22 protein-coding genes are annotated in these 21,171 nt (G+C 67.5%); 5 read left to right on the plus strand and 17 right to left on the minus strand.

Going from position 1 to position 21,171, the window contains the following annotated elements:
• The 7 genes from tatB to ubiE all read right to left on the minus strand — a co-directional run.
• The coding region (gene tatB, locus SZ55_RS13435) for a Sec-independent protein translocase protein TatB (RefSeq protein ID WP_044406657.1) at positions 1-435 on the minus strand (435 nt) is incomplete at its 3' end.
• Between the two features lie 6 nt (positions 436-441).
• Positions 442-705 carry a twin-arginine translocase TatA/TatE family subunit gene (locus tag SZ55_RS13440; protein WP_044406660.1) on the minus strand — a complete coding sequence of 88 codons (264 nt, stop codon included), beginning with the start codon at positions 703-705 and terminating at the stop codon, positions 442-444.
• Between the two features lie 24 nt (positions 706-729).
• Positions 730-1,065 (minus strand): phosphoribosyl-ATP diphosphatase, encoded by a 336-nt coding sequence (locus SZ55_RS13445; RefSeq protein ID WP_044406663.1) that lies wholly within the window; start codon positions 1,063-1,065, stop codon positions 730-732.
• Positions 1,058-1,459: a phosphoribosyl-AMP cyclohydrolase gene (gene hisI / locus SZ55_RS13450; RefSeq protein ID WP_044406666.1), complete on the minus strand. Its 402-nt coding sequence runs from the start codon at positions 1,457-1,459 to the stop codon at positions 1,058-1,060. Before hisI ends, SZ55_RS13445 begins: the two co-directional genes overlap by 8 nt.
• A 73-nt stretch (positions 1,460-1,532) precedes the next feature.
• A complete protein-coding gene (ubiB, locus tag SZ55_RS13455) occupies positions 1,533-3,128 on the minus strand; it encodes a ubiquinone biosynthesis regulatory protein kinase UbiB (protein ID WP_044406669.1) in 1,596 nt (531 codons plus the stop codon).
• Positions 3,125-3,742: a ubiquinone biosynthesis accessory factor UbiJ gene (locus SZ55_RS13460; RefSeq protein ID WP_044406672.1), complete on the minus strand. Its 618-nt coding sequence runs from the start codon at positions 3,740-3,742 to the stop codon at positions 3,125-3,127. The genes ubiB and SZ55_RS13460 overlap by 4 nt, the downstream gene beginning before the upstream one ends.
• On the minus strand, positions 3,742-4,512 hold the full coding sequence (gene ubiE, locus SZ55_RS13465) for a bifunctional demethylmenaquinone methyltransferase/2-methoxy-6-polyprenyl-1,4-benzoquinol methylase UbiE (RefSeq protein WP_044406675.1): 771 nt from the start codon (positions 4,510-4,512) through the stop codon (positions 3,742-3,744). The genes SZ55_RS13460 and ubiE overlap by 1 nt, the downstream gene beginning before the upstream one ends.
• Positions 4,513-4,639: 127 nt before the next feature.
• On the opposite strand from ubiE, the gene SZ55_RS13470 reads away from it, so the two are divergent.
• From SZ55_RS13470 to SZ55_RS13480, 3 genes are all read left to right on the plus strand, one after another.
• Complete coding sequence (locus SZ55_RS13470; RefSeq protein WP_044406678.1) at positions 4,640-4,915, plus strand: polyhydroxyalkanoic acid system family protein; 276 nt, start codon at positions 4,640-4,642, stop codon at positions 4,913-4,915.
• Between the two features lie 111 nt (positions 4,916-5,026).
• The gene (locus tag SZ55_RS13475) at positions 5,027-5,467 is read left to right on the plus strand and encodes a phasin family protein (RefSeq protein ID WP_044406681.1); all 441 of its coding nucleotides are present in this window, start codon (positions 5,027-5,029) and stop codon (positions 5,465-5,467) included.
• A gap of 10 nt (positions 5,468-5,477) precedes the next feature.
• Complete coding sequence (locus SZ55_RS13480) at positions 5,478-6,311, plus strand: phasin family protein (RefSeq protein ID WP_044406684.1); 834 nt, start codon at positions 5,478-5,480, stop codon at positions 6,309-6,311.
• 47 nt (positions 6,312-6,358) lie between these two features.
• Here the strand turns inward: SZ55_RS13480 and SZ55_RS13485 are convergent, their stop codons facing one another.
• The 10 genes from SZ55_RS13485 to SZ55_RS13530 form a co-directional block, all read right to left on the minus strand.
• The gene (locus tag SZ55_RS13485; RefSeq protein ID WP_044406688.1) at positions 6,359-6,976 is read right to left on the minus strand and encodes a TetR/AcrR family transcriptional regulator; all 618 of its coding nucleotides are present in this window, start codon (positions 6,974-6,976) and stop codon (positions 6,359-6,361) included.
• Positions 6,977-7,032: 56 nt separating this feature from the next.
• The gene (phaC, locus tag SZ55_RS13490; protein ID WP_044406691.1) at positions 7,033-8,715 is read right to left on the minus strand and encodes a class II poly(R)-hydroxyalkanoic acid synthase; all 1,683 of its coding nucleotides are present in this window, start codon (positions 8,713-8,715) and stop codon (positions 7,033-7,035) included.
• A gap of 168 nt (positions 8,716-8,883) precedes the next feature.
• Positions 8,884-9,741 (minus strand): poly(3-hydroxyalkanoate) depolymerase, encoded by an 858-nt coding sequence (gene phaZ / locus SZ55_RS13495; RefSeq protein WP_044406694.1) that lies wholly within the window; start codon positions 9,739-9,741, stop codon positions 8,884-8,886.
• A 152-nt stretch (positions 9,742-9,893) separates the two neighbouring features.
• Entirely contained in the window at positions 9,894-11,573 is a 1,680-nt protein-coding gene (gene phaC / locus SZ55_RS13500; RefSeq protein ID WP_044406696.1) for a class II poly(R)-hydroxyalkanoic acid synthase, read from the minus strand.
• A gap of 289 nt (positions 11,574-11,862) precedes the next feature.
• Positions 11,863-12,234, minus strand: coding sequence for a gamma-butyrobetaine hydroxylase-like domain-containing protein (locus SZ55_RS13505; protein ID WP_044406698.1), 372 nt, complete (start codon positions 12,232-12,234; stop codon positions 11,863-11,865).
• 71 nt (positions 12,235-12,305) lie between these two features.
• Positions 12,306-13,643: an ATP-dependent protease ATPase subunit HslU gene (gene hslU / locus SZ55_RS13510; protein WP_044406700.1), complete on the minus strand. Its 1,338-nt coding sequence runs from the start codon at positions 13,641-13,643 to the stop codon at positions 12,306-12,308.
• Positions 13,644-13,672: 29 nt separating this feature from the next.
• On the minus strand, positions 13,673-14,203 hold the full coding sequence (hslV, locus tag SZ55_RS13515) for an ATP-dependent protease subunit HslV (RefSeq protein WP_044406703.1): 531 nt from the start codon (positions 14,201-14,203) through the stop codon (positions 13,673-13,675).
• Positions 14,204-14,300: 97 nt separating this feature from the next.
• A complete protein-coding gene (locus SZ55_RS13520) occupies positions 14,301-15,011 on the minus strand; it encodes an SPOR domain-containing protein (protein ID WP_044406706.1) in 711 nt (236 codons plus the stop codon).
• 7 nt (positions 15,012-15,018) lie between these two features.
• Positions 15,019-16,758: an arginine--tRNA ligase gene (gene argS / locus SZ55_RS13525; RefSeq protein ID WP_044406709.1), complete on the minus strand. Its 1,740-nt coding sequence runs from the start codon at positions 16,756-16,758 to the stop codon at positions 15,019-15,021.
• Positions 16,759-16,881: 123 nt separating this feature from the next.
• Positions 16,882-19,101, minus strand: a complete 2,220-nt coding sequence (locus SZ55_RS13530) for a primosomal protein N' (RefSeq protein WP_044406712.1) — start codon at positions 19,099-19,101, stop codon at positions 16,882-16,884.
• Positions 19,102-19,295: 194 nt separating this feature from the next.
• Here SZ55_RS13530 and rpmE point away from each other — a divergent pair, with 194 nt between their 5' ends.
• Together rpmE and SZ55_RS13540 are read left to right on the plus strand one after the other, a co-directional pair.
• Positions 19,296-19,508 (plus strand): 50S ribosomal protein L31, encoded by a 213-nt coding sequence (gene rpmE, locus SZ55_RS13535; RefSeq protein WP_003453200.1) that lies wholly within the window; start codon positions 19,296-19,298, stop codon positions 19,506-19,508.
• Between the two features lie 156 nt (positions 19,509-19,664).
• Entirely contained in the window at positions 19,665-21,098 is a 1,434-nt protein-coding gene (locus SZ55_RS13540; protein ID WP_044406719.1) for a M48 family metalloprotease, read from the plus strand.
• Positions 21,099-21,171 lie beyond the last annotated feature (73 nt).

Here is a 21,171-nt window from a genome sequence, read left to right on the forward strand (position 1 = left end):
CGCCAGCGGGGCGGCGACCGTGGCGCCGGACGCGGCGGGTGTCGTGCCGGGCACGGGCTGGGCAGCAGGCGACGGTGGGGCGCTGGCTGCCGGGGCGGGAGCCGGTGCCGGCTGCGGGGCGGCCGGGGTGGGCGAGGCCTCGGCGGCTTCGTCACGCTGCGCCGGGTCGGCCAGCAGGTTCTCCAGGCTGGGCGGCACGATGCTTTCCTTGATCTGCCGCTCCATCGCCATGATCTGCTCGTTGTGCAGTTGGCGACGGATCTCGTCGGCGCCGATCTCGCGCTCCACTTCCTGCTTGATGGCGTTGAAGCTGCGTTTCAGGCGGCCGATCCACAGGCCTGCCGTACGTGCAGCACCCGGCAGGCGCTCGGGGCCGAGCACCAGCAGGGCCACGAGGCCGATCAGCAGCAATTCACCAAAGCTGATGCCGAACATGGCGCATCAGTCCTTGCGCACAGTCGGCTCTTCGACCTTGTGCGCCTGGCCGTCGATGGTGTGCGGCTGGTTCAGCGGGGCGGCAGTCGGCTGGGCGGCGGGCTGCTGGGGCTGCTCGGCCTTCTGTTCGTCTTCGGTGTTCATGGCCTTGCGGAAGCCCTTGATGGCTTCGCCGACGTCGGAGCCGAGGTTCTTCAGGCGCTTGGTGCCGAAGACCAGGACGACGACGATCAGAATGACCACCCAGTGTTTCCAGTCGAAAATACCCATGGTTTGCTCCTGCGTATCGATTCGTTAGGCGGAAGGCTGGCGGGCGGCTTTTTCAGCGTGCCCGGACAGGCCGAAGCGACGCTCCAGTTCGTCCAGTACGGCCTGGGGATGCTGGCCGAGGGCGGCGAGCATGACCAGGCTGTGGAACCAGAGGTCGGCGGTTTCGTAGATCAGGTCGCTGCAGTCACCGCTGGTGGCGGCATCCTTGGCGGCCAGGATGGTTTCAACCGATTCCTCGCCCACCTTCTCGAGGATCTTGTTCAGCCCCTTGTGGTACAGGCTGGCCACGTAGGAGGAGTCGGCCGGCGCGTTCTTGCGGGCTTCGAGCACCTCGGCGAGGCGGGAAAGGGTGTCACTCATGTGCATGTCCTGCGTGGTAGATCGCGTCGGGGTCCTTGATGACCGCGTCGACGGTCTTCCAGCCGCCGTTCTCGTAGACGCGGTAGAAGCAGCTTTCGCGGCCGGTGTGGCAGGCGATGCCGCCGATCTGCTCGACCATCAGCACGATCACGTCGGCGTCGCAGTCCAGGCGCAACTCGTGGAGCTTCTGCACATGGCCGGATTCCTCACCCTTGCGCCAGAGTTTGCCGCGCGAGCGTGACCAGTAGATGGCACGGTTCTCGGCCACGGTCAGGGCCAGGGATTCGCGGTTCATCCAGGCCATCATCAGGATGCGTCCGGTCTTGTGGTCCTGGGCAATGGCCGGGACCAGGCCGTCGGCGTTCCAGTGGATGTCTTCCAGCCAGTCGTTCATGTCGGTTTCCACGAGCAGGCCGGGTGCGGGCCCGGCCGGGGGCAGTAGTGTGCCAGCGCTGGCGCGGCCTTGGCTATCGGCGAAGTACGAGATACAGACCACTGGCCAGCATCAGCCAGGCCGGCCAGGCGGCGAGGTGCTGCTCCAGGCCGGTACTGGCTGCGCCCACCAGCAGGGCGGCGCCGATCAGGCGCGGGGCGAGGCCGTCGCTGGCGCGGCGCCAGGGCGGTGGCGGGTCGCTGGCGTGGGGTTGGCTCATGCGCTCCAGCAGGTCGCGGGTCATGCCGGCCAGGTGCGGCACCTGCTCGACCTGGGCCTGCAGGTTGGACAGCAGGCTCTTGGGGCTGACGCGTTCGCGCATCCAGCGCTCCAGGTAGGGCTGGGCGGTGCTCCAGAGGTCGAGGTCGGGGTAGAGCTGGCGGCCGAGGCCTTCGATGTTGAGCAGGGTCTTCTGCAGCAATACCAGTTGCGGCTGCACTTCCATGTTGAAGCGGCGTGCGGTCTGGAACAGGCGCAGCAGCAGCTGGCCGAAGGAGATGTCCTTCAGCGGCTTTTCGAAGATGGGTTCGCAGACGGTGCGGATGGCCGCTTCGAAGTCGTTCACCCGGGTTTCCGCCGGGACCCAGCCGGAGTCGATGTGCAGCTGGGCGACGCGGCGGTAGTCACGCTTGAAGAAGGCGATGAGGTTGCGCGCGAGGTAGTCCTGGTCCTCGGGGGTGAGGCTGCCGATGATGCCGCAGTCGATGGCGATGTACTGCGGGTTCCAGGGCTGGCGGGTGCTGACGAAGATGTTGCCGGGGTGCATGTCGGCGTGGAAGAAGCTGTCGCGGAACACCTGGGTGAAGAAGATCTCCACGCCGCGTTCGGCCAGCAGCTTGAGGTCGGTGCGCTGGTCGGCGAGGGTGGCCAGGTCGGTGACCGGGACGCCGTAGATGCGCTCCATCACCAGTACCTTGGGGCGGCACCAGTCCCAGTAGACCTGGGGCACGTAGAGCAGCGGCGAGCCTTCGAAGTTGCGCCGCAGCTGGCTGGCGTTGGCCGCTTCGCGCAGCAGGTCGAGCTCGTCGTAGATGGTCTTCTCGTAGTCGCTGACCACTTCCACCGGGCGCAGGCGGCGGGCGTCGCTGGAGAGACGCTCGGCCAGGCGGGCGATGAGGAACAGCCAGGCGAGGTCCTGGCGGATCACCGGCTTGAGGCCCGGGCGCACCACCTTGACCACCACGTCTTCGCCGCTCTTCAGGCGTGCGGCGTGGACCTGGGCCACGGAGGCGGAGGCCAGCGGGGCGACGTCGAAGCGGGTGAAGACGTCGCTGATGCGGGCGCCGAGCTGCTCTTCGATCAGGCGCACGGCCTGCTCGGGGTCGAAGGGGGGGACCTGGTCCTGCAGGCGTGCCAGCTCGTCGGCGATGTCCGGCGGCAGCAGGTCACGGCGGGTGGAGAGCAGTTGGCCGAACTTGATGAAGATCGGCCCGAGGCCTTCGAGGGCCAGGCGCAGGCGCTCGCCACGGGTCAGCTGCAGGTCGCGCCGGGGGAACCAGCGCCAGGGCAGCAGGCAGCCGAGCATGCGCAGCCACCAGGGCAGCGGGAGGTCGAATATCAGGTCGTCGAGGCGGTAGCGGATGACCACGCTCTGGATGCGCAACAGGCGGCGGACGGCGAGCAGCTTCATGCGTCTGGGGGACTTTTCCGGGTCAGGCGACCGATGCGGGCTTCGAGACGGTCGAGATCGATCTTGAGACGGTCCAGTTCGGCGAAGCGGGCTTCCGCTTCACGCTGGCCCACCAGGGTGCGGGATTCCTCGGCGAGGTAGTCGGCGAGGTTCTGGCGCAGGCTGTCCAGGCTCTGCCCGGCCCAGCCGGCGCGGCTGCGCAGGTGGCCGGCGAGCAGTTGGGTGCCCACTGGGCCGAGCCAGCGGGAGACTTCGTATTCCCAGTCCAGCTCCAGGTCCTGCAGCACCGCAGCCAGTTCCATGAGCGCGGCGCTGTCGCCCTCCAGTTCCACCTCGGGGCGGTGCAGGACGGCGGTCTTCTCCTTGCTCAGGGCCAGGCGCAGCAGGCTCGCGGCGGGGGCGCGCAGGGTGCAGTCGGCCGGTGCGGCCCAGTGGGCGGCGAGGACCAGGCCGTCGCCACCGGGCAGCAGGTAGAGCTCCAGCGCGGGGGCCTGGCAGTCGATGCGGATCACCTTGCCTTCCAGGCGGGACAGCCGGGGCAGGGCGGTGGCGTCGAGGCGCAGGACCCGGTTGAGGCCGTGTTCGGCGCCGGCCAGCAGGGCCTGGGTGAGCATCAGGGCTTGATGCCGCGATGCAGGGCGACGATGCCGCCGGTCATGTTGTGGAAGGTGGTCCGCTCGAACCCGGCTTCCACCATCATGGCCTTGAGGGTTTCCTGGTCGGGGTGCATGCGGATCGATTCGGCCAGGTAGCGGTAGCTCTCGGCGTCGTTGGTGATCAGCTTGCCCATCAGCGGCAGCAGGGTGAAGGAGTAGGCGTCGTAGGCCTTGCTCAGCAGGTTGCTGGTGGGCTTGGAGAACTCCAGCACCAGCAGGCGGCCACCGGGCTTGAGCACGCGCAGCATGGAACGCAGGGCGGCGTCCTTGTGGGTGACGTTGCGCAGGCCGAAGGCGATGGTGACGACGTCGAAGTGGTTGTCGGGGAAGGGCAGCTTCTCGGCATCGGCCTGGACGAAGCTGACGTTGCCGGCGACGCCGCTGTCCAGCAGCTTGTCGCGACCGACCTGGAGCATGGAGGCATTGATGTCGGCGAGGACCACTTCACCGGTGGGGCCGACCAGGCGGGAGAACTGGCGGGTGAGGTCGCCGGTGCCGCCGGCGATGTCCAGCACGCGGTTGCCCGGGCGCACGCCGGACAGCTCGATGGTGAAGCGCTTCCACAGCCGGTGGACGCCGCCGGACATCAGGTCGTTCATCAGGTCGTACTTGGCGGCCACCGAGTGGAACACTTCGGCGACCTTGGCGGCCTTTTGGCTCTCCGGCACGTTCTGGTAGCCGAAGTGGGTGGTGGGTTCGGCGTCGTGGCCTTTGCGCGGTTCGTTCATGTCGCTGCCCCGGAATAGAATTGGCGGCCATTCTAGGCTTGTCGGCCTGGTTTGTCTTGGGCTGCGCCCGGCGCCTGGAGTGGCCTGCTATAGTCGCGCGACCTTAAGTCGCAGTCCGGAGACACCCATGGCACGCATCCACGTCGAACGTTCCCACCAGCTCGGAAAAGCCGCCGTGCGGGAGAAGGCCGAGCAGCTCGCCGAGCGCCTGGCGCGCGAGTACGACGTGCGTTACCAGTGGCGCGGCGACACTCTGGAATTCAGCCGCAGCGGGGCTGACGGGCGCATCGAGGTGAGCGACGACAGGGTCAATGTCGAGGTGAAGCTGGGCCTGCTGCTGTCGGCCATGGGCGGCAGCGTGAAGCGCGAGATCGAGAAGGCCCTGGACGAATACCTGGCCTGACGGCCGCCGCACCCGTCCTGCGGCTAGTATGCGGTTTCTAATTTTCCTGGCTAACGTGCACCCCAAGCCCCGATTCCGGGCGAGTCCCCCACAATCCGCGTGAGGTGCACCATGGCCAAGGCAGCCACCGCCAAGAAGAAAGTCGAAGTAGAGAAGACCCCCGTTCTTTCCGACGTACGCCTCTATGCCAGGAAGATCTGGCTGGCAGGCCTGGGCGCCTACGCCAAGGCCGGCCAGGAAGGCGTCGACTACCTGCGTGAGCTGGTCAAGGCCGGCGAAGGCGTCGAGAAGCGCGGCCGCAAGAGCGTCGATGCCGGCGTCGAGGCGGCCAACAGCCAGCTCGATTCGGTCAAGGGCAGCGTGCTCGAGAGCGTGGCGGGCGTGAAGGAAAAGGTCGAGGTCCAGATCGACCGCATTGAGAAAGCATTCGACAACCGCGTAGCAGTGGCACTCAATCGCCTCGGGATTCCCTCCCGCCAGGACGTTGAGGCACTCTCTGCTAAGCTCGATGAGTTGAGCGCATTGCTCGAACACGTCGCGCGAACCAAATAAGGAGAGCAGGATGGCTGGTAAGAAGAAAACCGCAAAAGAAACCAACTCCTGGATCGGCGAGATCGAGAAATACTCGCGCCAGATCTGGTTGGCGGGCCTCGGGGCCTATTCCAAGATCAGCAACGACGGCACCAAGCTGTTCGACACCCTGGTCAAGGATGGCGAGAAGGCCGAGAAGCAGGCCAAGACCGAAGTCGACAAGCAGGTCGATGCCGTCAAGTCCCGTGTCGGTTCGCGCGTGGATTCGGCCAAGTCCCGGGTCGATGAAGTGAAGGACAAGGCGCTCGGCAAGTGGAGCGAGCTGGAAGAGGCCTTCGACAAGCGCCTGAACAGCGCCATCTCCCGCCTGGGCGTGCCCAGCCGCAACGAGGTGAAGGAACTGCACGGCAAGGTCGAGGCCCTGACCAAGCAGATCGAGAAGCTGACCGGTGTTTCCGCCAAGGCGGTCAAGCCGGCAGCCAAGCCCGCCGCCAAGGCAGCCCCGGCGAAGGCCGCTGCAGCCAAGCCAGCCGCTAAGCCTGCTGCCAAACCGGCGGCCAAGCCTGCCGCCAAGGCTGCTCCGGCGAAAGCCGCCGCTGCCAAGCCGGCCACCAAGCCCGCGGCTGCCAAACCGGCTGCTGCGAAGCCCGCTGCCAAGCCGGCCGCCAAGGCTGCCGCTGCAAAACCTGCAGCCAAGCCTGCCGCCGCCAAGCCTGCTGCCAAACCGGCTGCGAAGAAGGCTCCGGCCAAGAAGCCGGCTCCAGCGAAAGCAGCGGCTCCGGCCCCGGCAGCTGCGCCCGCTGCTCCGGCAGCACCGGCTCCGGCTGCTGCGGATGCGCCGAGTGCGGCAACGCCCCAGGCCTGATCACCTCAGGTCACCTGAACGCCCGGCCCATGCCGGGCGTTCTCGTTTCAGGCTTCCAGGTAGCGACGGGCGAGGCCTTCGACTGCCATCCGCGCCTCCGGGCGCAGGTGTGGCGCCACAAGCATCATGATCTGGAAGACCACCAGCTGGCTCTCACCGGCGCCGTTGCCGAGGATGCGCTGGTAGTCCAGCGAGAACAGCAGGGTGAGGGTGATCTGCTCCACCAACTGGCCGAGGGCGGGGGTGTCGCTCACCAGCTGGTCGTCCGCCTTCAGGCGCGCCAGCAGGGCTGCCAGGGTGCGCTTGAGGGCGTTCAGCCAGTGGCGCATACCGCGTGCGAGCCGGGGCAAGCGCCCGGCCAGGTTGGACAGGTCCTGGAAGAGGAAGCGGTAGCGCGCCACCCGCTCGACGATCAGGTGCAGGAACAGCCAGTACTCTTCCACGTCCAGCCGGGCGCCATCGGGTGGGTCGAGCAGGGGCTCGGTCTCGGCCTGGAAGCGCTCCAGCAGCGCCATCACCAGCGGCTCCTTGCCGTGGAAGTGGTAGTAGAGGTTGCCGGGGCTGATGCCCAGCTCGGTGGCGATCTCCAGGGTGGTGACGTTGGGTTCGCCCTCCTGGTTGAACAGCGCCAGGGCGCATTCGAGTATGCGGTCGCGGGTCTTCATCCTGCCTTCTTGTTCTGTTCTGCCGGACCCGCCCACCGGGCCCGGCGACTTCCTGTTCAGCGTACGTGCACGTAGGTGCCGGGCGAGGCCTCCATCGGCGGGTAGTCCGGGTTGCCCAGCGCCACCTGGGTTTCCCGCTGCTCGCCCGAGCGCGCCTGGATCCACTCCAGCCATTTCGGCCACCAGCTGCCGGCGACGCTCTCCGCGTCGTAGTACCAGGCACGGTGGTCGGAGCTGAGGGTGGGGTTCTCCAGGTGGGTGGCCTTGGGGTTGCCGGGCGGGTTGAGGATGCTCTGGATGTGGCCGCTGTTGGAGAGCACGAAGCGGCTCTCGCCCCCCAGCAGCAGGGCGGAACGGTAGACCGACTCCCAGGGCGTGATGTGGTCGTTGATGCCGGCCACGCTGAAGCTGTCGACGGTGACCTTCTTCAGGTCGATCGGCGTGCCGCACACTTCCAGCGCGCCGGGACGGGTCAGCGGGTTGTGCTTGAACAGGTCGAGCATGTCGCCGTGCATGGCGGCCGGCAGCCGGGTGTTGTCGTTGTTCCAGTAGAGGATGTCGAAGGCCGGTGGCTGGCGGCCCAGCAGGTAGTTGTTGATGAAGTAGTTCCACACCAGGTCGTTGGGACGCATCCAGGCGAAGATCTTCGACATGTCGCGGCCATCCAGCACGCCGGCCTGGTAGGAGCGGCGCTTGGCGGCTTCGAGGGTCTGTTCGTCGGCGAACAGCGCGGCCGGTGTTTCCACCTGGGAGTCCAGCAGGCTGACCAGGTAGGTGGCGCTGCTGACCTTGCGCAACTGCCGCTTGGCCTGCAGGTGGCCTTGCAGGGCGGCGATGGTCAGGCCGCCGGCGCAGGCGCCGACCAGGTTGAGGTCCTTGCTGCCGGTGATGGCGCGGCACACATCGGTGGCTTCCTCCAGGGCCTGCACGTAGCTGGACAGGCCCCACTCGCGGTGACGCGCGTCAGGGTTGCGCCAGCTGATGGCGAACACCTGCAGGCCGTTCTTCAGGGCGTACTGGACGAAGCTCTTCTCCGGCGTCAGGTCGAAGATGTAGAACTTGTTGATCTGCGGGGGAACGATCACCAGGGGCTTGAGGTACTGCTTCTCGCTCATGGGCTTGTACTGGATCAGCTCCAGCATCTCGTTGCGGAACACCACCGAGCCCGGTGTGGTGGCCAGGTTCCGCCCGACTTCGAAGGCATGCTTGCTGACCTGGCTGGGCATGGCGTTGTTGTGCAGCAGGTCGTCGAACAGGTGGCGCGCACCGTTGATCAGGCTGAGGCCGCCGGTGTTGAACAGCTCCTTCACCGCCAGTGGGTTGAGCAGGCTGTTGGACGGGGCCACGGCATCGCTGAGCAGCGACAGCACGAAGCGTGCGCGGGTGCGGTCGTCCGGGGACAGTTCGCTGTCGTCGATCCACTCCATCAGGTGCTGCTGCCAGGCCAGGTAGGCCTGGAGTCCGCGCCGGTAGAAGGGGTTGAGCCGCCAGGACGGGTCGGCGAAGCGCGCATCCTGCGGGTTGGGGGTGTAGGGCGTGTCTCCCAGCAGCACCCGGCCGAGCTTGCCACCCAGCTTGAGCAGGTGGCGGGCGCTGTGCACCGGGCGCTTGGCGCTGTGCACGGCCAGGGTGCGGACGGTCGAGGCCAGGTCCTTGCCTCTGAGGCCGACAATGGCGCTCTGCACGTTCATGAAGTTAGCGGGGACCGGCAAGGCGCCCGAGTCCTTTTTCTCTCGCATGGGGGCAACACTCCGTAATCAGTCCATCGTCATGGAGGGTCAGCAAGGCTCGTACCACGAGCACGACAGGTGCATTCCAGACCAGTTCCCGGGAAATTCAAGTCCGGGCGGGCTGCACCGTGCCGGCGCTCAGGTAGGGAAGGGCCCCATCCTGGGGCGCGATTTGGCTCAGGGGGTGCGGGGCAGCAGCGGCTTGGGGTGCATGACTGCCCGCCGCCGCTCCTGGGCGAGGAACTTCATGATGATCGGCGCGACTGTTTCAGCGCGTGTCACCAGGAACAGGTGGCCGTCGTCGATCACGTGCAGCTCCGCATTGGGGATGCGCCAGGCCAGCAGGCGCATGTTCACCAGCGGGATGATCGGGTCGTCATCGCCGGCCAGCACCAGGGTGGGCTGGCGGATGCGGTGCAGCCAGTGGATGCTGGTCCAGCCGAGGCCGGCGAACAGTTGCCAGTAGTAGCCCAGCTTGCCGGAGGAGCGCACCTTGCTCGCGTGGGCCATGGCCAGGCCGGGGTCGCGGCGGAAGGCGCCGCCGTAGATGTCCGGGGCGATGTGCACGCCGTAGGACGGCTGGATGTAGCGCCGCGGGCTGGCCATGCGCATCAGCACCTTGGGCTTGCCGGGCACCATCACCGCGCCGGCGGAGGTGGCGGCGAGGATCAGCTTCTTGCAGCGCTCGGGGTAGTCGTGGGCGAACTGCTGGGCGAGCGCGCCACCCCAGGAGACGCCGATGGCGTTGACCTGGCCGTAGTCGAGGTAGTCCAGCATCCGCGCGGCGAGCTTGGCCAGGCCGGGGAAGCGGTAGGGCGTGCTGGGGGTGGAGGAACCTCCGACGCCGGGGACGTCGAAGGCGATCACCTCCTGGTCCGGGTCCAGCGCCTGGACGAAGGGGAACACCAGCTCGAGGTTGGCGCCGATGCCGTTGAAGATCAGCAGCGGCGTCAGGTGTTCGCCGCCCGGACGTACCGCAGTGCGGATGGTCTGGCCGTCGAGGTCGATGGTGCGGAAGACGAAAGGTTGCGGCATGCGCGAGCCCCTATGGGTGGATACGGCGGGCGGCGCCGGCTGGGGCTCCGCCTGGACTGCCGGGGATGAGCCGGCTCAGGCCGCCGCCCATTCGGGCGGCGAACCGGTTCGGCACGTCCGGGTGCCGGGGCGACGATGCGCGCGAGGCGCTATCAGCGCTCGTGGACATAGGTTCCTGGGGACGCCTCGCCGGCCGGGTAGGCCTTGTTGCCGAGGGTCAGCGTGGCTTTCTTCAGCTTGCCCGAGCGCTCGGCCAGCCAGGCCTGCCAGTGCAGCCACCAGGAGTCGGCGTGCTTGGTGGCGTTCTCCTGCCAGGCCTTCGGGTCGGCGGGCATGTCGCTGCCGGTGGAGAAGCGCGCCTTGGGGTTGCCGGGCGGGTTGAGGATGCTCTGGATGTGGCCGCTGTTGGATAGCACGAACTCGCACTTGCCGCCCAGCAGGCGGGCCGAGCGGTAGCAGGCTTCCCAGGGGGTGATGTGGTCGGTGGTGCCGGCCACGCAGAAGAAGTCGCAGGTGACCTTCTTCAGGTCGATCGGTGTGCCGCAGACTTCCAGCGCGTCGGGCCGGGTCAGCGGGTTGGTCTTGAACATCTCCACCAGCTCGCCGTGGAAGGCGGCGGGCAGGCGCGTGGTGTCGTTGTTCCAGTAGAGGATGTCGAACACCGGCGGCTCGTTGCCCAGCAGGTAGTTGTTCACCCAGTAGTTCCAGATCAGGTCGTTGGGCCGCATCCAGGCGAACACCTTGGCCATGTCCTTGCCTTCGAGCACGCCCGACTGGTACGAGCGGCGCTTGGCGGCTTCGAGGGTCTGCTCGTCGGCGAACAGCGCGACCTGGGTGTCGAGGTTGAAGTCCAGCACGCTCACCAGCTGGGTGAAGGCGTGCACCTTCTGCTCGCCGATGGCCTGGTAGTGACCCAGCAGGGCGACGGTGGTGATGCCGCCAGAGCAGGCGCCGAGCATGTTGAGGTCCTTGGCGCCGGTGATCTTCAGCACCACCTCGATGGTTTCCTTGAGGGCCTCGATGTAGGTCGACAGGCCCCATTCGCGCTGGGCCTTGGTGGGGTTGCGCCAGCTGACGATGAAGGTCTGGATGCCGTTGCGCAGGTTGAAGCGCGCCAGGCTCTTCTCCGGGGAGAGGTCGAAGACGTAGAACTTGTTGATCTGCGGCGGCACCACCAGCAGCGGGCGTTCATGCACCTGCTCGGTGATGGGCTTGTACTGGATCAGCTCCAGCACGTCGTTGCGGAACACCACGGCGCCTTCGGTGGTGGCGAGGTTCTTGCCGACCTCGAAGGCGTCCATGTTCACCTGGCTCGGCATGCCGCCGTTGTTGACCAGGTCCTTGGCCAGGTGGGAGAGGCCGTCGAGCAGGCTCTTGCCGCCGGTCTCGAAGAAGCGCTTGACCGCTGCCGGGTTGGCCATGGTGTTGGTGGGGGCCATGGCCTCGGTCATCAGGTTGATCACGAAGTGGCCGCGGCTGGTATCGGACTCGGACAGGTTGCTGTGCTCGATCCACTGGTGCAGTTCCTTGCGCCAGGCGAGGTAGGTCTGCAGGTAGCGGCGATAGAGGGGGTTCTGGCTCCAGGCCGGGTCGTTGAAGCGGCGATCGTCCGCTTCGGGGTGCAGGTCGGAGGATCCGAGCAGCACGTTCTTCAGTTCGACGCCGAAACGGGCGACATGCTTGGCACTGTGGAAGGGCTGCTTGACGGCCTGCAGCATGACCATGCGTGCGGAGGTCAGCAGGTCCTTCCCGCGGATGCCGATCACCGGGTTCAGGCCCAGGGTGTTCTCCGAGGCTTGTCGCTGCAGGTCTTCGTTGTTCTTGTTGCTCATCTACGACGCTCCATTGTCCTGAGACGGATACCGGCGAACTGCTGTACGGGACAGTTAAGCGTGGCCTGGTACTGCTCGGGTTACCGGGGGTGCGAAGAGAACTTCGCCTGTTTCTGTGAACCTTTGGTTGCCAAATGCATGGAACCTGCCAGTTCTGGTTACCCGAGTTTAGGTGAATGCGCAAGCTGGCCGGGGGCTGGCGTGCGTCGAAGAGTATGGCGGCGGGATCTAGAAAATGCGCTCTAACCGCGTGCGCCCTGGCCAGGATGGGGCCAGGGCCTGCACCGCTTCAGAGCATGAGGCGGACGACGCTTTCGTCGGGGTCGCGGGAGCGCCCGGCGGTCTGGAGCTGCGCCAGGTAGTCCTTCCAGAGTTCGTCCTGGCGGGTGGCGAGTTCATAGAGGTAGTCCCAGGTGAACAGGCCGCTGTCGTGGCCGTCGTCGAAGGTCAGTTTCAGGGCGTAGTTGCCGGCGGGTTCGACCTTCACCAGGGCGACGTTCTGCTTGCCGTATTGCAGCACCGGCTGGCCGTGACCCTGTACCTCGGCGGAGGGGGAATGCACGCGGAGGAATTCGGCGGGCAGGCTGTGGCGTTCAGTGCCGTAGCTGAGCACCAGGGTGCGGGATGCCTTGTGCAGTGCGATGGCGGTGGGGATGCGCATGGGCGGGGCTCCGGACCGGGGCGGCCAGCCGGGCGGGATGCCGCGGCTGGCACGCGAGTGTGTCGCACAGCTTAGAGGATGTAGCGCGACAGGTCTTCGTCCTGGGCCAGCTCGCCCAGGTGGCCGTTGACGTAGGCGGCGTCGATGCGGATCGGGGCCTCCTCGTGCTGGGCCGCGAGGTCGCCGGCGCTGAAGGAGACTTCCTCCAGCAGGCGCTCCAGCAGCGTGTGCAGGCGACGGGCCCCGATGTTCTCGGTCTTCTCGTTGACCTGCCAGGCGATCTCGGCCAGGCGTTTGATGCCCTCGGGGGCGAACTCGACGTTCAGGCCCTCGGTCTTCAGCAGTGCGGTGTACTGCTCGGTGAGGGAGGCATGGGGTTCGGTGAGGATGCGCTCGAAGTCCTCCGGGGAGAGGGCCTTGAGTTCCACGCGGATCGGCAGGCGACCCTGCAGCTCGGGCACCAGGTCACTGGGCTTGGCCAGGTGGAAAGCGCCGGAGGCGATGAACAGGATGTGGTCGGTCTTGACCATGCCGAGCTTGGTGTTGACGGTGCAGCCTTCGATCAGCGGCAGCAGGTCACGCTGCACGCCCTCGCGGGAGACGTCGGCACCACCGACGTTGGCGCGTTTGGCGACCTTGTCGATCTCGTCGATGAAGACGATGCCGTTCTGCTCCACGGCTTCCAGGGCGCGGGCCTTGAGCTCTTCCTCGTTGACCAGGCGCGCGGCCTCCTCGTCACGGACCATCTTCAGCGCGTCCTTGACCTTGAGCTTGCGGCTCTTGCGCTTGCCCTTGCCCATGTTGGAGAACAGGTTCTGCAACTGGCTGGTCATCTCCTCCATGCCGGGCGGGGCCATGATCTCGACGCCGGCCGGGTTTTCGGCCACTTCGATGTCGATTTCCTTGTCGTCCAGCTGGCCTTCGCGCAGGCGCTTGCGGAACAGCTGGCGGGTGTTGGTGTCCTCGCGCTGCGGCTCGTCGCCGAAGCCGCTGCGCGCCGGCGGCAGCAGGGCGTCGAGGATGCGCTCCTCGGCGGCGTCTTCGGCGCGGTGGCGGACCTTGTGGATCTCCTGCTCGCGCATCATCTTCACGGCGGCATCGGCCAGGTCGCGGATGATCGACTCGACGTCGCGGCCGACGTAGCCCACTTCGGTGAACTTGGTGGCTTCGACCTTGATGAACGGGGCGTTGGCCAGCTTGGCCAGGCGGCGGGCGATCTCGGTCTTGCCGACGCCGGTGGGGCCGATCATCAGGATGTTCTTCGGCGTCACCTCGGCCCGCAGTTCGGCGGGCAGCTGCATGCGCCGCCAGCGGTTGCGCAGGGCGATGGCGACGGCGCGCTTGGCGTCTTCCTGGCCGACGATGTGGCGGTTGAGTTCGTGGACGATCTCGCGGGGGGTCATGGACATGGATGTCGCTCCGGGGCTGGACAGGGCGCTCATTCGGCGCTGTCCAGCTCCTCGATGGTCAGGTTCTGGTTGGTGAACACGCAGATGGAGCCGGCGATGTTCAGGGCGGTCTCGGCGATTTCCCGCGCGGAGAGGTCGGTGCGCTGCAGCAGGGCGGTGGCCGCGGCCTGGGCGAAACCGCCGCCGGAGCCCATGGCGATCAGGCCGTGCTCGGGTTCGACCACGTCACCGTTGCCGGTGATGATCAGCGAGGCGTCCTTGTTGGCCACGGCCAGCATGGCTTCCAGGCGGCTCAGGGAACGGTCGGTACGCCAGTCCTTGGCCAGTTCGACGGCTGCCCGCACGAGGTGGCCCTGGTGTTTCTCCAGCTGGCCTTCGAAGCGCTCGAACAGGGTGAAGGCATCGGCGGTGGCGCCGGCGAAGCCGGCCAGCACCTGGCCGTGATACAGCCGGCGCACCTTCTTGGCGTTGCCTTTCATGACGGTGTTGCCGAGGGAAACCTGGCCGTCGCCGCCCATGACGACTTTGCCGTTGCGGCGGACTGAAACGATGGTGGTCAAGGGAGGAGTCTCCACGCAGCGGGGCGAAAATGCCCGAATGGAAACCCAGATGGGGGAGCCCGCGCGGCTTTTCAACCGCGCGGGGGTGATTCGTCGATCAGCGTGCCTGCCGCTGTTGCAACAGGAGATTACCGAAGCCGCTGCCGGCCAGCTGTTTCTGCGCGGTGGCGAGCTGCTCGCGGCTGGCGAAGGGGCCGACCAGCACGCGGTACCAGGTTTCCTCGCGCACGGTGCCGGACTCCACCTGGACGTTCTGGCCCAGCAGGATGATCTGGGCGCGGACGCGGTCGGCGTCTTCCTTCTTGCGGAAGGAGCCGGCCTGGAGGAAGAACTGGGTGGTGGTCGGCGCCTTGGCCACGGTGGGCGGAGGCGGCGGTACCTGGCCGGCGAGGGCGGCTTCGGCCCGTGCCTTGTCGATCTTCGCGGCTTCTTCCGGGGTCACCGGCTGCTGGGGCGTCGGCGGGGTGGCCGGCGTCTCCTTGGGCAGGGCGTCCGGCGGCACGATGACCTCGGACTCCGGCAGCAGCGTGTAGAAGTCGTACTTCGGCTTGGCCGGCTCGCTCTCCGCCGGGGGCTGCGCGGGCTGGGCCTGGCCCTGGGGCTTGGGCTTGCCGCCGGCGGCCTGCTGCTGTTGCTCGGGCTTGGCGCGGCGGATGTCGTCGCGGCCGGGCTCGAGCTTCATCAGCATGACCACGAAGCCGCCGATGACCAGGCCGATGGCCAGCCAGACCCAGCCGGGCACCGGCTTCTTCGCCGGTGCCTGGTAGCGGCTGGCTCCGCGTTTGGGGGCTGCTTTCTTCTTCGCCATGGGTCCGTTACATGCGTTCCAGGGTGTTCAGGCCGAGGAGTTCCAGGCCTTGCTTGAGGGTGCGACCGGTGAGGGCGGCGAGGCGCAGGCGGCTCTGCTGGGTGGCTTCGTCCTCGGCGGCGAGGATCGGGCAGTTCTCGTAGAAGCTGGAGAACAGGCCGGCCAGGTCGTAGAGGTAGGTGCAGAGGATGTGCGGAACGCCCTTGGCGGCGACGTTGTTGAGGATGTCGGCGAACTGCGCCAGCTTGGCGGCCAGTGCCTGCTCCTGCTCGGCGGCGAGGACGATCTGCCCGCCGATCTCGTCGACGCCCTTGCCCAGCTTGCGGAACACGCTGGCGGTGCGGGTGTAGGCGTAGAGCAGGTAGGGCGCGGTGTTGCCTTCGAAGCTCAGCATCTGCTCGAAGTTGAAGCTGTAGTCGCTGGTGCGGTGCTTGGAGAGGTCGGCGTACTTGACGGCGCCGATGCCGACGGCGCGGGCGATCTGGCGCAGTTCGGCCTCGTCCAGCTCCGGGTTCTTCTCCTTGACCAGGGCGTAGGCGCGCTCTTCGGCCTCGTTGAGCAGGTCGATCAGCTTGATGGTGCCGCCGTCGCGGGTCTTGAAGGGCTTGCCGTCGGCGCCGTTCATGGTGCCGAAGCCCATGTGCTCCATCTCGAACTCGGGGCGCACGAAGCCGGCCAGGCGCGCGGCGGCGAAGACCATCTGGAAGTGCAGGGCCTGGCGCTGGTCGACGAAGTAGAGGGCGCGGTCGGCCTTGAGCACGCCGCTGCGGTAGCGGGTGGCGGCGAGGTCGGTGGTGGCGTAGAGGTAGCCACCGCCGGCCTTCTGCACGATCAGCGGCAGCGGCTCGCCTTCGGCGTTCTTGAACTCGTCCATGAACACGCACAGCGCGCCGTCGCTTTCGGTGAGCAGTCCCTTGGCGCGCAGGTCGGCGACCACGTTGGGCAGGTCGTCGTTGTAGGCGCTCTCGCCCTTCACATCGGCCATGGTCAGCTTCACGCCCAGGCGGTCGTAGACGGCCTGGCAGTGGCTGAGGGAGATGTCGTTGAAGCGGTTCCACAGGCGCAGGCACTCGGCATCGCCGGCCTGCAGCTTGACCACCAGTTCGCGGGCGCGGTCGGCGAATTCGCTGGATTCGTCGAAGCGCTTCTTGGCGGCGCGGTAGAAGCCTTCCAGGTCCGACAGCTCGGCGTCGCTGTCCACCGGCTGCTCCTGCATGTAGGCCAGCAGCATGCCGAACTGGGTGCCCCAGTCGCCCACGTGGTTCTGGCGGATCACCTCGTCGCCGAGGAACTCCAGGACGCGGGCCACACCGTCACCGATGATGGTGGAGCGCAGGTGGCCGACGTGCATCTCCTTGGCCAGGTTGGGGGCGGAGAGGTCGACCACCACGCGCTGGGCCGGGCCGGCCTTGCGCACGCCGAGGTGGGCGTCGGCCAGGGCGGCGTCCAGGCGCTGGGCCAGGGCCTGGGTGTTCTGGAAGAAGTTGAGGAAGCCGGGGCCGGCGATCTCCACCTTGCTCACCTGGTCATCCTGGGGCAGGGCGGCGATCAGCTTCTCGGCCAGGTCGCGCGGCTTCAGGCCGGCGGGCTTGGCCAGCATCATGGCGATGTTGCTGGCGAAGTCGCCGTGGGTCTTGTCCTTGGTGTTTTCCACCTGGATGGTGGGGGTCAGGCCTTCGGGCAGTACGCCTTCGCTGGCGAGACGGTTCAGGGCGTGCTGGATCAGCTGGCGAATGGTGTCTTTCATGTTCTGCTCTCGGCCGGAAGTCGGCGGCGCCATGGCGCTGGTTGAAAACCGCGCATTATCGGCGTGCAGTGCCTGCCGCTTCAAGCGCCAGGCGCCGAGGGGCGCCTGTGACGGTGGGTCGCGTCAGAACAGGTCGATCGGGTCGACATCCAGGGACCAGCGCACGGCCCGGCCGCCGGGGAGCTGTTCCAGGGCCTGGGACCAGGGCGTGAGCAGGCGGTGCAGGGTGGCGCGGCTGTTGGCCTGGAGCAGCAACTGGGCGCGGTGCTTGCCGGCACGGCGCTCCATGGGGGCGGGGACGGGGCCGAGCAGCTCGACACCGCTGAGGTGCAGCTCGGCCAACTGCTGTTCGGCTTCGGCACAGGCGCTGTCGAGGAAGGCTTCGGCCTGCCCGGGCTTGTGCGCTTCGGCCCGCAGCAGGGCCAGGTGGGCGAAGGGCGGCAGGCCGGCGGCGCGGCGCTCGGAGAGGGCCTGCTCGGCGAAGGCGAAGTAGCCCTCTTCGGTGAGTTGCACCAGCAGCGGGTGGTCGGCCAGGTGGGTCTGGATGATCACCCGGCCCGGTTCCTCCGCGCGGCCGGCGCGACCGGCCACCTGGACGATGAGCTGGGCCATGCGCTCGCTGGCGCGGAAGTCGGCGGAGAACAGGCCGCCATCGGCGTCGAGGATCGCCACCAGGGTGACCCGGGGGAAGTGGTGACCCTTGGCGAGCATCTGGGTGCCCACGAGGATGCAGGGCTCGCCCTTGTTGATGGTGCCGAACAGCTGGGCCATCGCATCCTTGCGCGAGGTGCTGTCGCGGTCGATGCGCAGCACGGGGAACTGCGGGAAGAGGATGCCGAGGCGTTCTTCGGCGCGCTCGGTGCCGGCGCCGATGGGGCGCAGGTCGACCTTGCCGCAGTCGGGGCAGTTGTCCGGGCGGCGCTGGACGTGGCCGCAGTGGTGGCAGCGCAGCTCGTTGTGGCGCTGGTGCAGGGTCATGCGGGCGTCGCAGCGGGTGCACTGGCTGATCCAGCCGCAGTCGTGGCACAGCAGGGTGGGCGAGAAGCCTCGGCGGTTGAGGAAGACCAGCACCTGCTGGCCGGCCTCCAGGGTCTGCTGGATGGCCTGTTGCAATGGGCCGGAGATGCCGCTGTCGAGCGGGCGGCTCTTCACGTCCAGGCGCAGGAAACGCGGCTGCCGGGCGCCGCCTGCGCGCTGGGTCAGCCGCAGCAGGCCGTAGCGGCCGGCGTAGGCGTTCTGCAGGCTTTCCAGCGAGGGGGTGGCGGAGCCCAGCAGGATCGGCACGTTCTCCTGGCGGGCGCGGACGATGGCCAGGTCGCGGGCGTGGTAGCGCAGGCCTTCCTGCTGTTTATAGGAAGCGTCGTGCTCTTCGTCGACGATGATCAGCCCCGGGTTCTTCATGGGGGTGAACAGGGCCGAGCGGGTGCCGATGATGATGTCGGCCTCGCCGTCGCGGGCGGCGAGCCAGGCGTCCAGGCGTTCGCGGTCGTTGACGGCGGAGTGCAGCAGGGCGACGCGGGCGTTGAAGCGCCGGGAGAAGCGTTCGAGGGTCTGCGGGCCGAGGTTGATCTCGGGGATCAGCACCAGGGCCTGCTTGCCGGCCTGCAGGGTCTCGCGGATCAGTTGCAGGTAGACCTCGGTCTTGCCGCTGCCGGTGACGCCAGCGAGCAGGAAGGCGTTGAACTGGCCGCAGGAGGACTGCACCGCGTCGAAGGCGGCCCGCTGCTCGCTGTTGAGCGGCAGTTCGGCCTGGGCCAGCCAGTGTTCGTGGCGCGGCGCGGGGGCATGGCGGCGGGTCTCCACGCGCGCCAGTCCCTTTTCCAGCAGCAGGTCGAGGCTGTCCTTGTTCAGCTGCAGCTGTGCGAGCAACTGGTGGGCGACGCCATGGGGATGCTGGGCGAGGATGGCCAGGGCCTGGCGCTGGCGTGGCGCGCGGGCCAGGCGCGGGTCGTCGGCGCGGGCGCCTTCGCAGGCGTGCCAGAAGCGCTCCTGGCGGGCTTCGGCGGGTTCGCCCTGGCGCAGCAGCACGGGGAGTGCCCAGCTGAGTGTGTCGCCGAGGCTGTGCTGGTAGTACTGGGCCGTCCACAGGCAGAGCTGGAACAGCGGCGCCGGCAATGGCGGCTGGCGGTCCAGCAGGGCGAGCGCGGGGCGGAGCTTGTCCTCCGGGACTTCGCTGCGGTCGGTGACTTCCACCAGCACGCCGATGACTTCGCGACGGCCGAACGGCACCCGCACGCGTATGCCGGGCTGCAAGGCGACCGGGGCCACGCCGGCAGGGGCGCGGTAGTCGAACAGGCGGCGCAGGGGCGAGGGCAGGGCGAGTCGCAGGATGGGGCTGGGCACGGGGAACTCCGGTGGGGGCCCGGGGATGCTAGGGGGATGCCGTTCCCGTCGCAAGCGGCGGGGTGGGTGCCGTGCGTCGCTCGGCGCAGGCTGCGCTTGCGCGTCGGGGAAGGTCTGGTATCATCTCGCGCCTGTTTCCGTGCGGTACTCGACATAGGGTCGGGTGGCGGCACGCCAGACCTGAGGATCAAGCCATGAAACCGGAAATCCATCCCGAATACGTAGCGATCGAAGCTACCTGCAGCTGCGGTAACGTCATCAAGACCCGCTCCACCCTGGGCAAGAACATCAGCCTCGACGTGTGCTCCGAGTGCCACCCGTTCTACACCGGTAAGCAGAAGGTCCTGGACACCGGCGGCCGTATCGATCGCTTCAAGCAGCGCTTCGGCGTGTTCGGCGCCAAATAAGGCCCGTTCGCCGGGAAGCTCGCAACGAGCTCCCAGCTGCACGAAAAGGCGCCCCGAGGGGCGCCTTTTTCATGCCCGTCTTCCGGGCATTGACGCTGTACTGCCGGGCGGCGTAGAACCGCGGCTCCTGGCACAGTGGACCTCAACGAGGTGGCGATGCCCTTTCTTCCCTGGCTGCTGCTGGTGGTGTGCATGGCACTGGCGAGCGGGTGCGCGGTGAACCCGGCCACGGGGCGGGACGACTTCGTGCTGATGGACGAGGCGACCGAGCAGGAGCTCGGCATCCGCTACAACCAGGACGTGCAGCAACGCTACCCCCGCTACCCGGATGCGCAGCTCCAGGCCTATGTCCAGCAAATCGGGGAGCGGGTGGCCCGGTACAGCCATCGTCCTGACCTGGCATTCATCTTCACGGTGATCGATTCGCCGGATCTCAACGCCTTTGCCCTGCCGGGCGGCTACATCTATGTGCACCGTGGGCTTTTGGCCTACCTGGGGTCGGAGGCGGAGCTGGCGGCGGTGCTGGCCCATGAGATCGGCCACGTCACGGCGCGCCATGGTGCGCGACAGCGGAGTCAGTCCCAGGCCTGGGGTGCAATCGGCCAGGTGGCGGCGCTGGGCACCGGGGTGGGGGCCGTGGCGGATGCGACGCAACTCCTGGGCGGGGCGCTGGTGCGTGGCTACGGCCGGGAGATGGAGTTGCAGGCCGACGAGTTGGCGCTGCAGTACCTCGCGCGCAGTGGCTATGACCCGCAGGCGCTGGTGAGGGTCATCGAGGTGCTCCAGGCCCAGGATGCTTTCCTCCGCTCGGGGCGTGCTGATGCCGGTCGACAGGCTGGCGGTTACCACGGGCTGTTCGATTCGCATCCGGCCCACGAGGCGCGCCTGCGCCAATTGATGAGTCGAGAAACGGGCCCGGGGGTCTGGAATCGCGATGCCTACTTCCAGGCGCTGGATGGGTTGGTCATCGGTGGGCCGGTGGGGCAGGGCGTGCTGCGTGGTCGGCATCTCTCGCACGGGCCGTTGGGGGTGGCGCTCGACTATCCGCCGGGGTGGCGAGTGGTCAGCGAGCCGGATTCTGTGACGGCCTATTCGCCAAATGGGGCTGTCTACCTCGGGTTGCGCTCGGAACCTGTCGATCCAGGGCTATCGCCGATGGCATTCCTCGGTGCTCGCGTGGGGGATCGGCATCTACTGGAAGCGCGCACCCTGGACGGCGCCGCCTTGCCCGGGGCGACGGCCTGGCTCGCCGGCCCGCCGGCCCGACGCGTGGCGGTGGCTTTCGGAGACGCGCGCGCGTATCTCTTCGTCGCCGGGGCCGAGAAGGACGCGGCCCTGCGGGATGCCGATGCACAGGTGTTGGCCACCGTTCTTAGTCTCCGTGGAGTGACGGAGCAGGATGCGTCCCTCGCCGAACCGGTACGGATTCGTACGGTTAAGGTGGGGAAGGGGCAGCATCTGACAGATTTCATTTCCGTTGGAAACGCTGCGGTTTCCACCCGCGACCTGGAAAATAGGATACGATTGCTAAATAATCTGTATCCAATCGGTGATGTGCAACCTGGGGATTGGCTGAAAGTCGTACGTTAGAGGGGTTGACGAGCCGTGACTGCCTAGTCTTGTAGGCCCCTTGCTTCTTGCGTATGCTCGCCCGTCCGTCTGT

This window comes from Pseudomonas sp. FeS53a (genome assembly GCF_000931385.1).
In the GTDB taxonomy this organism is placed as follows: domain Bacteria; phylum Pseudomonadota; class Gammaproteobacteria; order Pseudomonadales; family Pseudomonadaceae; genus Metapseudomonas; species Metapseudomonas otitidis.

Coding starts and splice junctions, on each gene's coding strand:
- SZ55_RS13440 (WP_044406660.1), bottom strand. CDS start 705: ATGGGTATTTTCGACTGGAAACACTGGGTGGTCATTCTGATCGTCGTC.
- SZ55_RS13445 (WP_044406663.1), bottom strand. CDS start 1,065: ATGAGTGACACCCTTTCCCGCCTCGCCGAGGTGCTCGAAGCCCGCAAG.
- hisI (WP_044406666.1), bottom strand. CDS start 1,459: ATGAACGACTGGCTGGAAGACATCCACTGGAACGCCGACGGCCTGGTC.
- ubiB (WP_044406669.1), bottom strand. CDS start 3,128: ATGAAGCTGCTCGCCGTCCGCCGCCTGTTGCGCATCCAGAGCGTGGTC.
- SZ55_RS13460 (WP_044406672.1), bottom strand. CDS start 3,742: ATGCTCACCCAGGCCCTGCTGGCCGGCGCCGAACACGGCCTCAACCGG.
- ubiE (WP_044406675.1), bottom strand. CDS start 4,512: ATGAACGAACCGCGCAAAGGCCACGACGCCGAACCCACCACCCACTTC.
- SZ55_RS13470 (WP_044406678.1), top strand. CDS start 4,640: ATGGCACGCATCCACGTCGAACGTTCCCACCAGCTCGGAAAAGCCGCC.
- SZ55_RS13475 (WP_044406681.1), top strand. CDS start 5,027: ATGGCCAAGGCAGCCACCGCCAAGAAGAAAGTCGAAGTAGAGAAGACC.
- SZ55_RS13480 (WP_044406684.1), top strand. CDS start 5,478: ATGGCTGGTAAGAAGAAAACCGCAAAAGAAACCAACTCCTGGATCGGC.
- SZ55_RS13485 (WP_044406688.1), bottom strand. CDS start 6,976: ATGAAGACCCGCGACCGCATACTCGAATGCGCCCTGGCGCTGTTCAAC.
- phaC (WP_044406691.1), bottom strand. CDS start 8,715: ATGCGAGAGAAAAAGGACTCGGGCGCCTTGCCGGTCCCCGCTAACTTC.
- phaZ (WP_044406694.1), bottom strand. CDS start 9,741: ATGCCGCAACCTTTCGTCTTCCGCACCATCGACCTCGACGGCCAGACC.
- phaC (WP_044406696.1), bottom strand. CDS start 11,573: ATGAGCAACAAGAACAACGAAGACCTGCAGCGACAAGCCTCGGAGAAC.
- SZ55_RS13505 (WP_044406698.1), bottom strand. CDS start 12,234: ATGCGCATCCCCACCGCCATCGCACTGCACAAGGCATCCCGCACCCTG.
- hslU (WP_044406700.1), bottom strand. CDS start 13,643: ATGTCCATGACCCCCCGCGAGATCGTCCACGAACTCAACCGCCACATC.
- SZ55_RS13520 (WP_044406706.1), bottom strand. CDS start 15,011: ATGGCGAAGAAGAAAGCAGCCCCCAAACGCGGAGCCAGCCGCTACCAG.
- argS (WP_044406709.1), bottom strand. CDS start 16,758: ATGAAAGACACCATTCGCCAGCTGATCCAGCACGCCCTGAACCGTCTC.
- rpmE (WP_003453200.1), top strand. CDS start 19,296: ATGAAACCGGAAATCCATCCCGAATACGTAGCGATCGAAGCTACCTGC.
- SZ55_RS13540 (WP_044406719.1), top strand. CDS start 19,665: ATGCCCTTTCTTCCCTGGCTGCTGCTGGTGGTGTGCATGGCACTGGCG.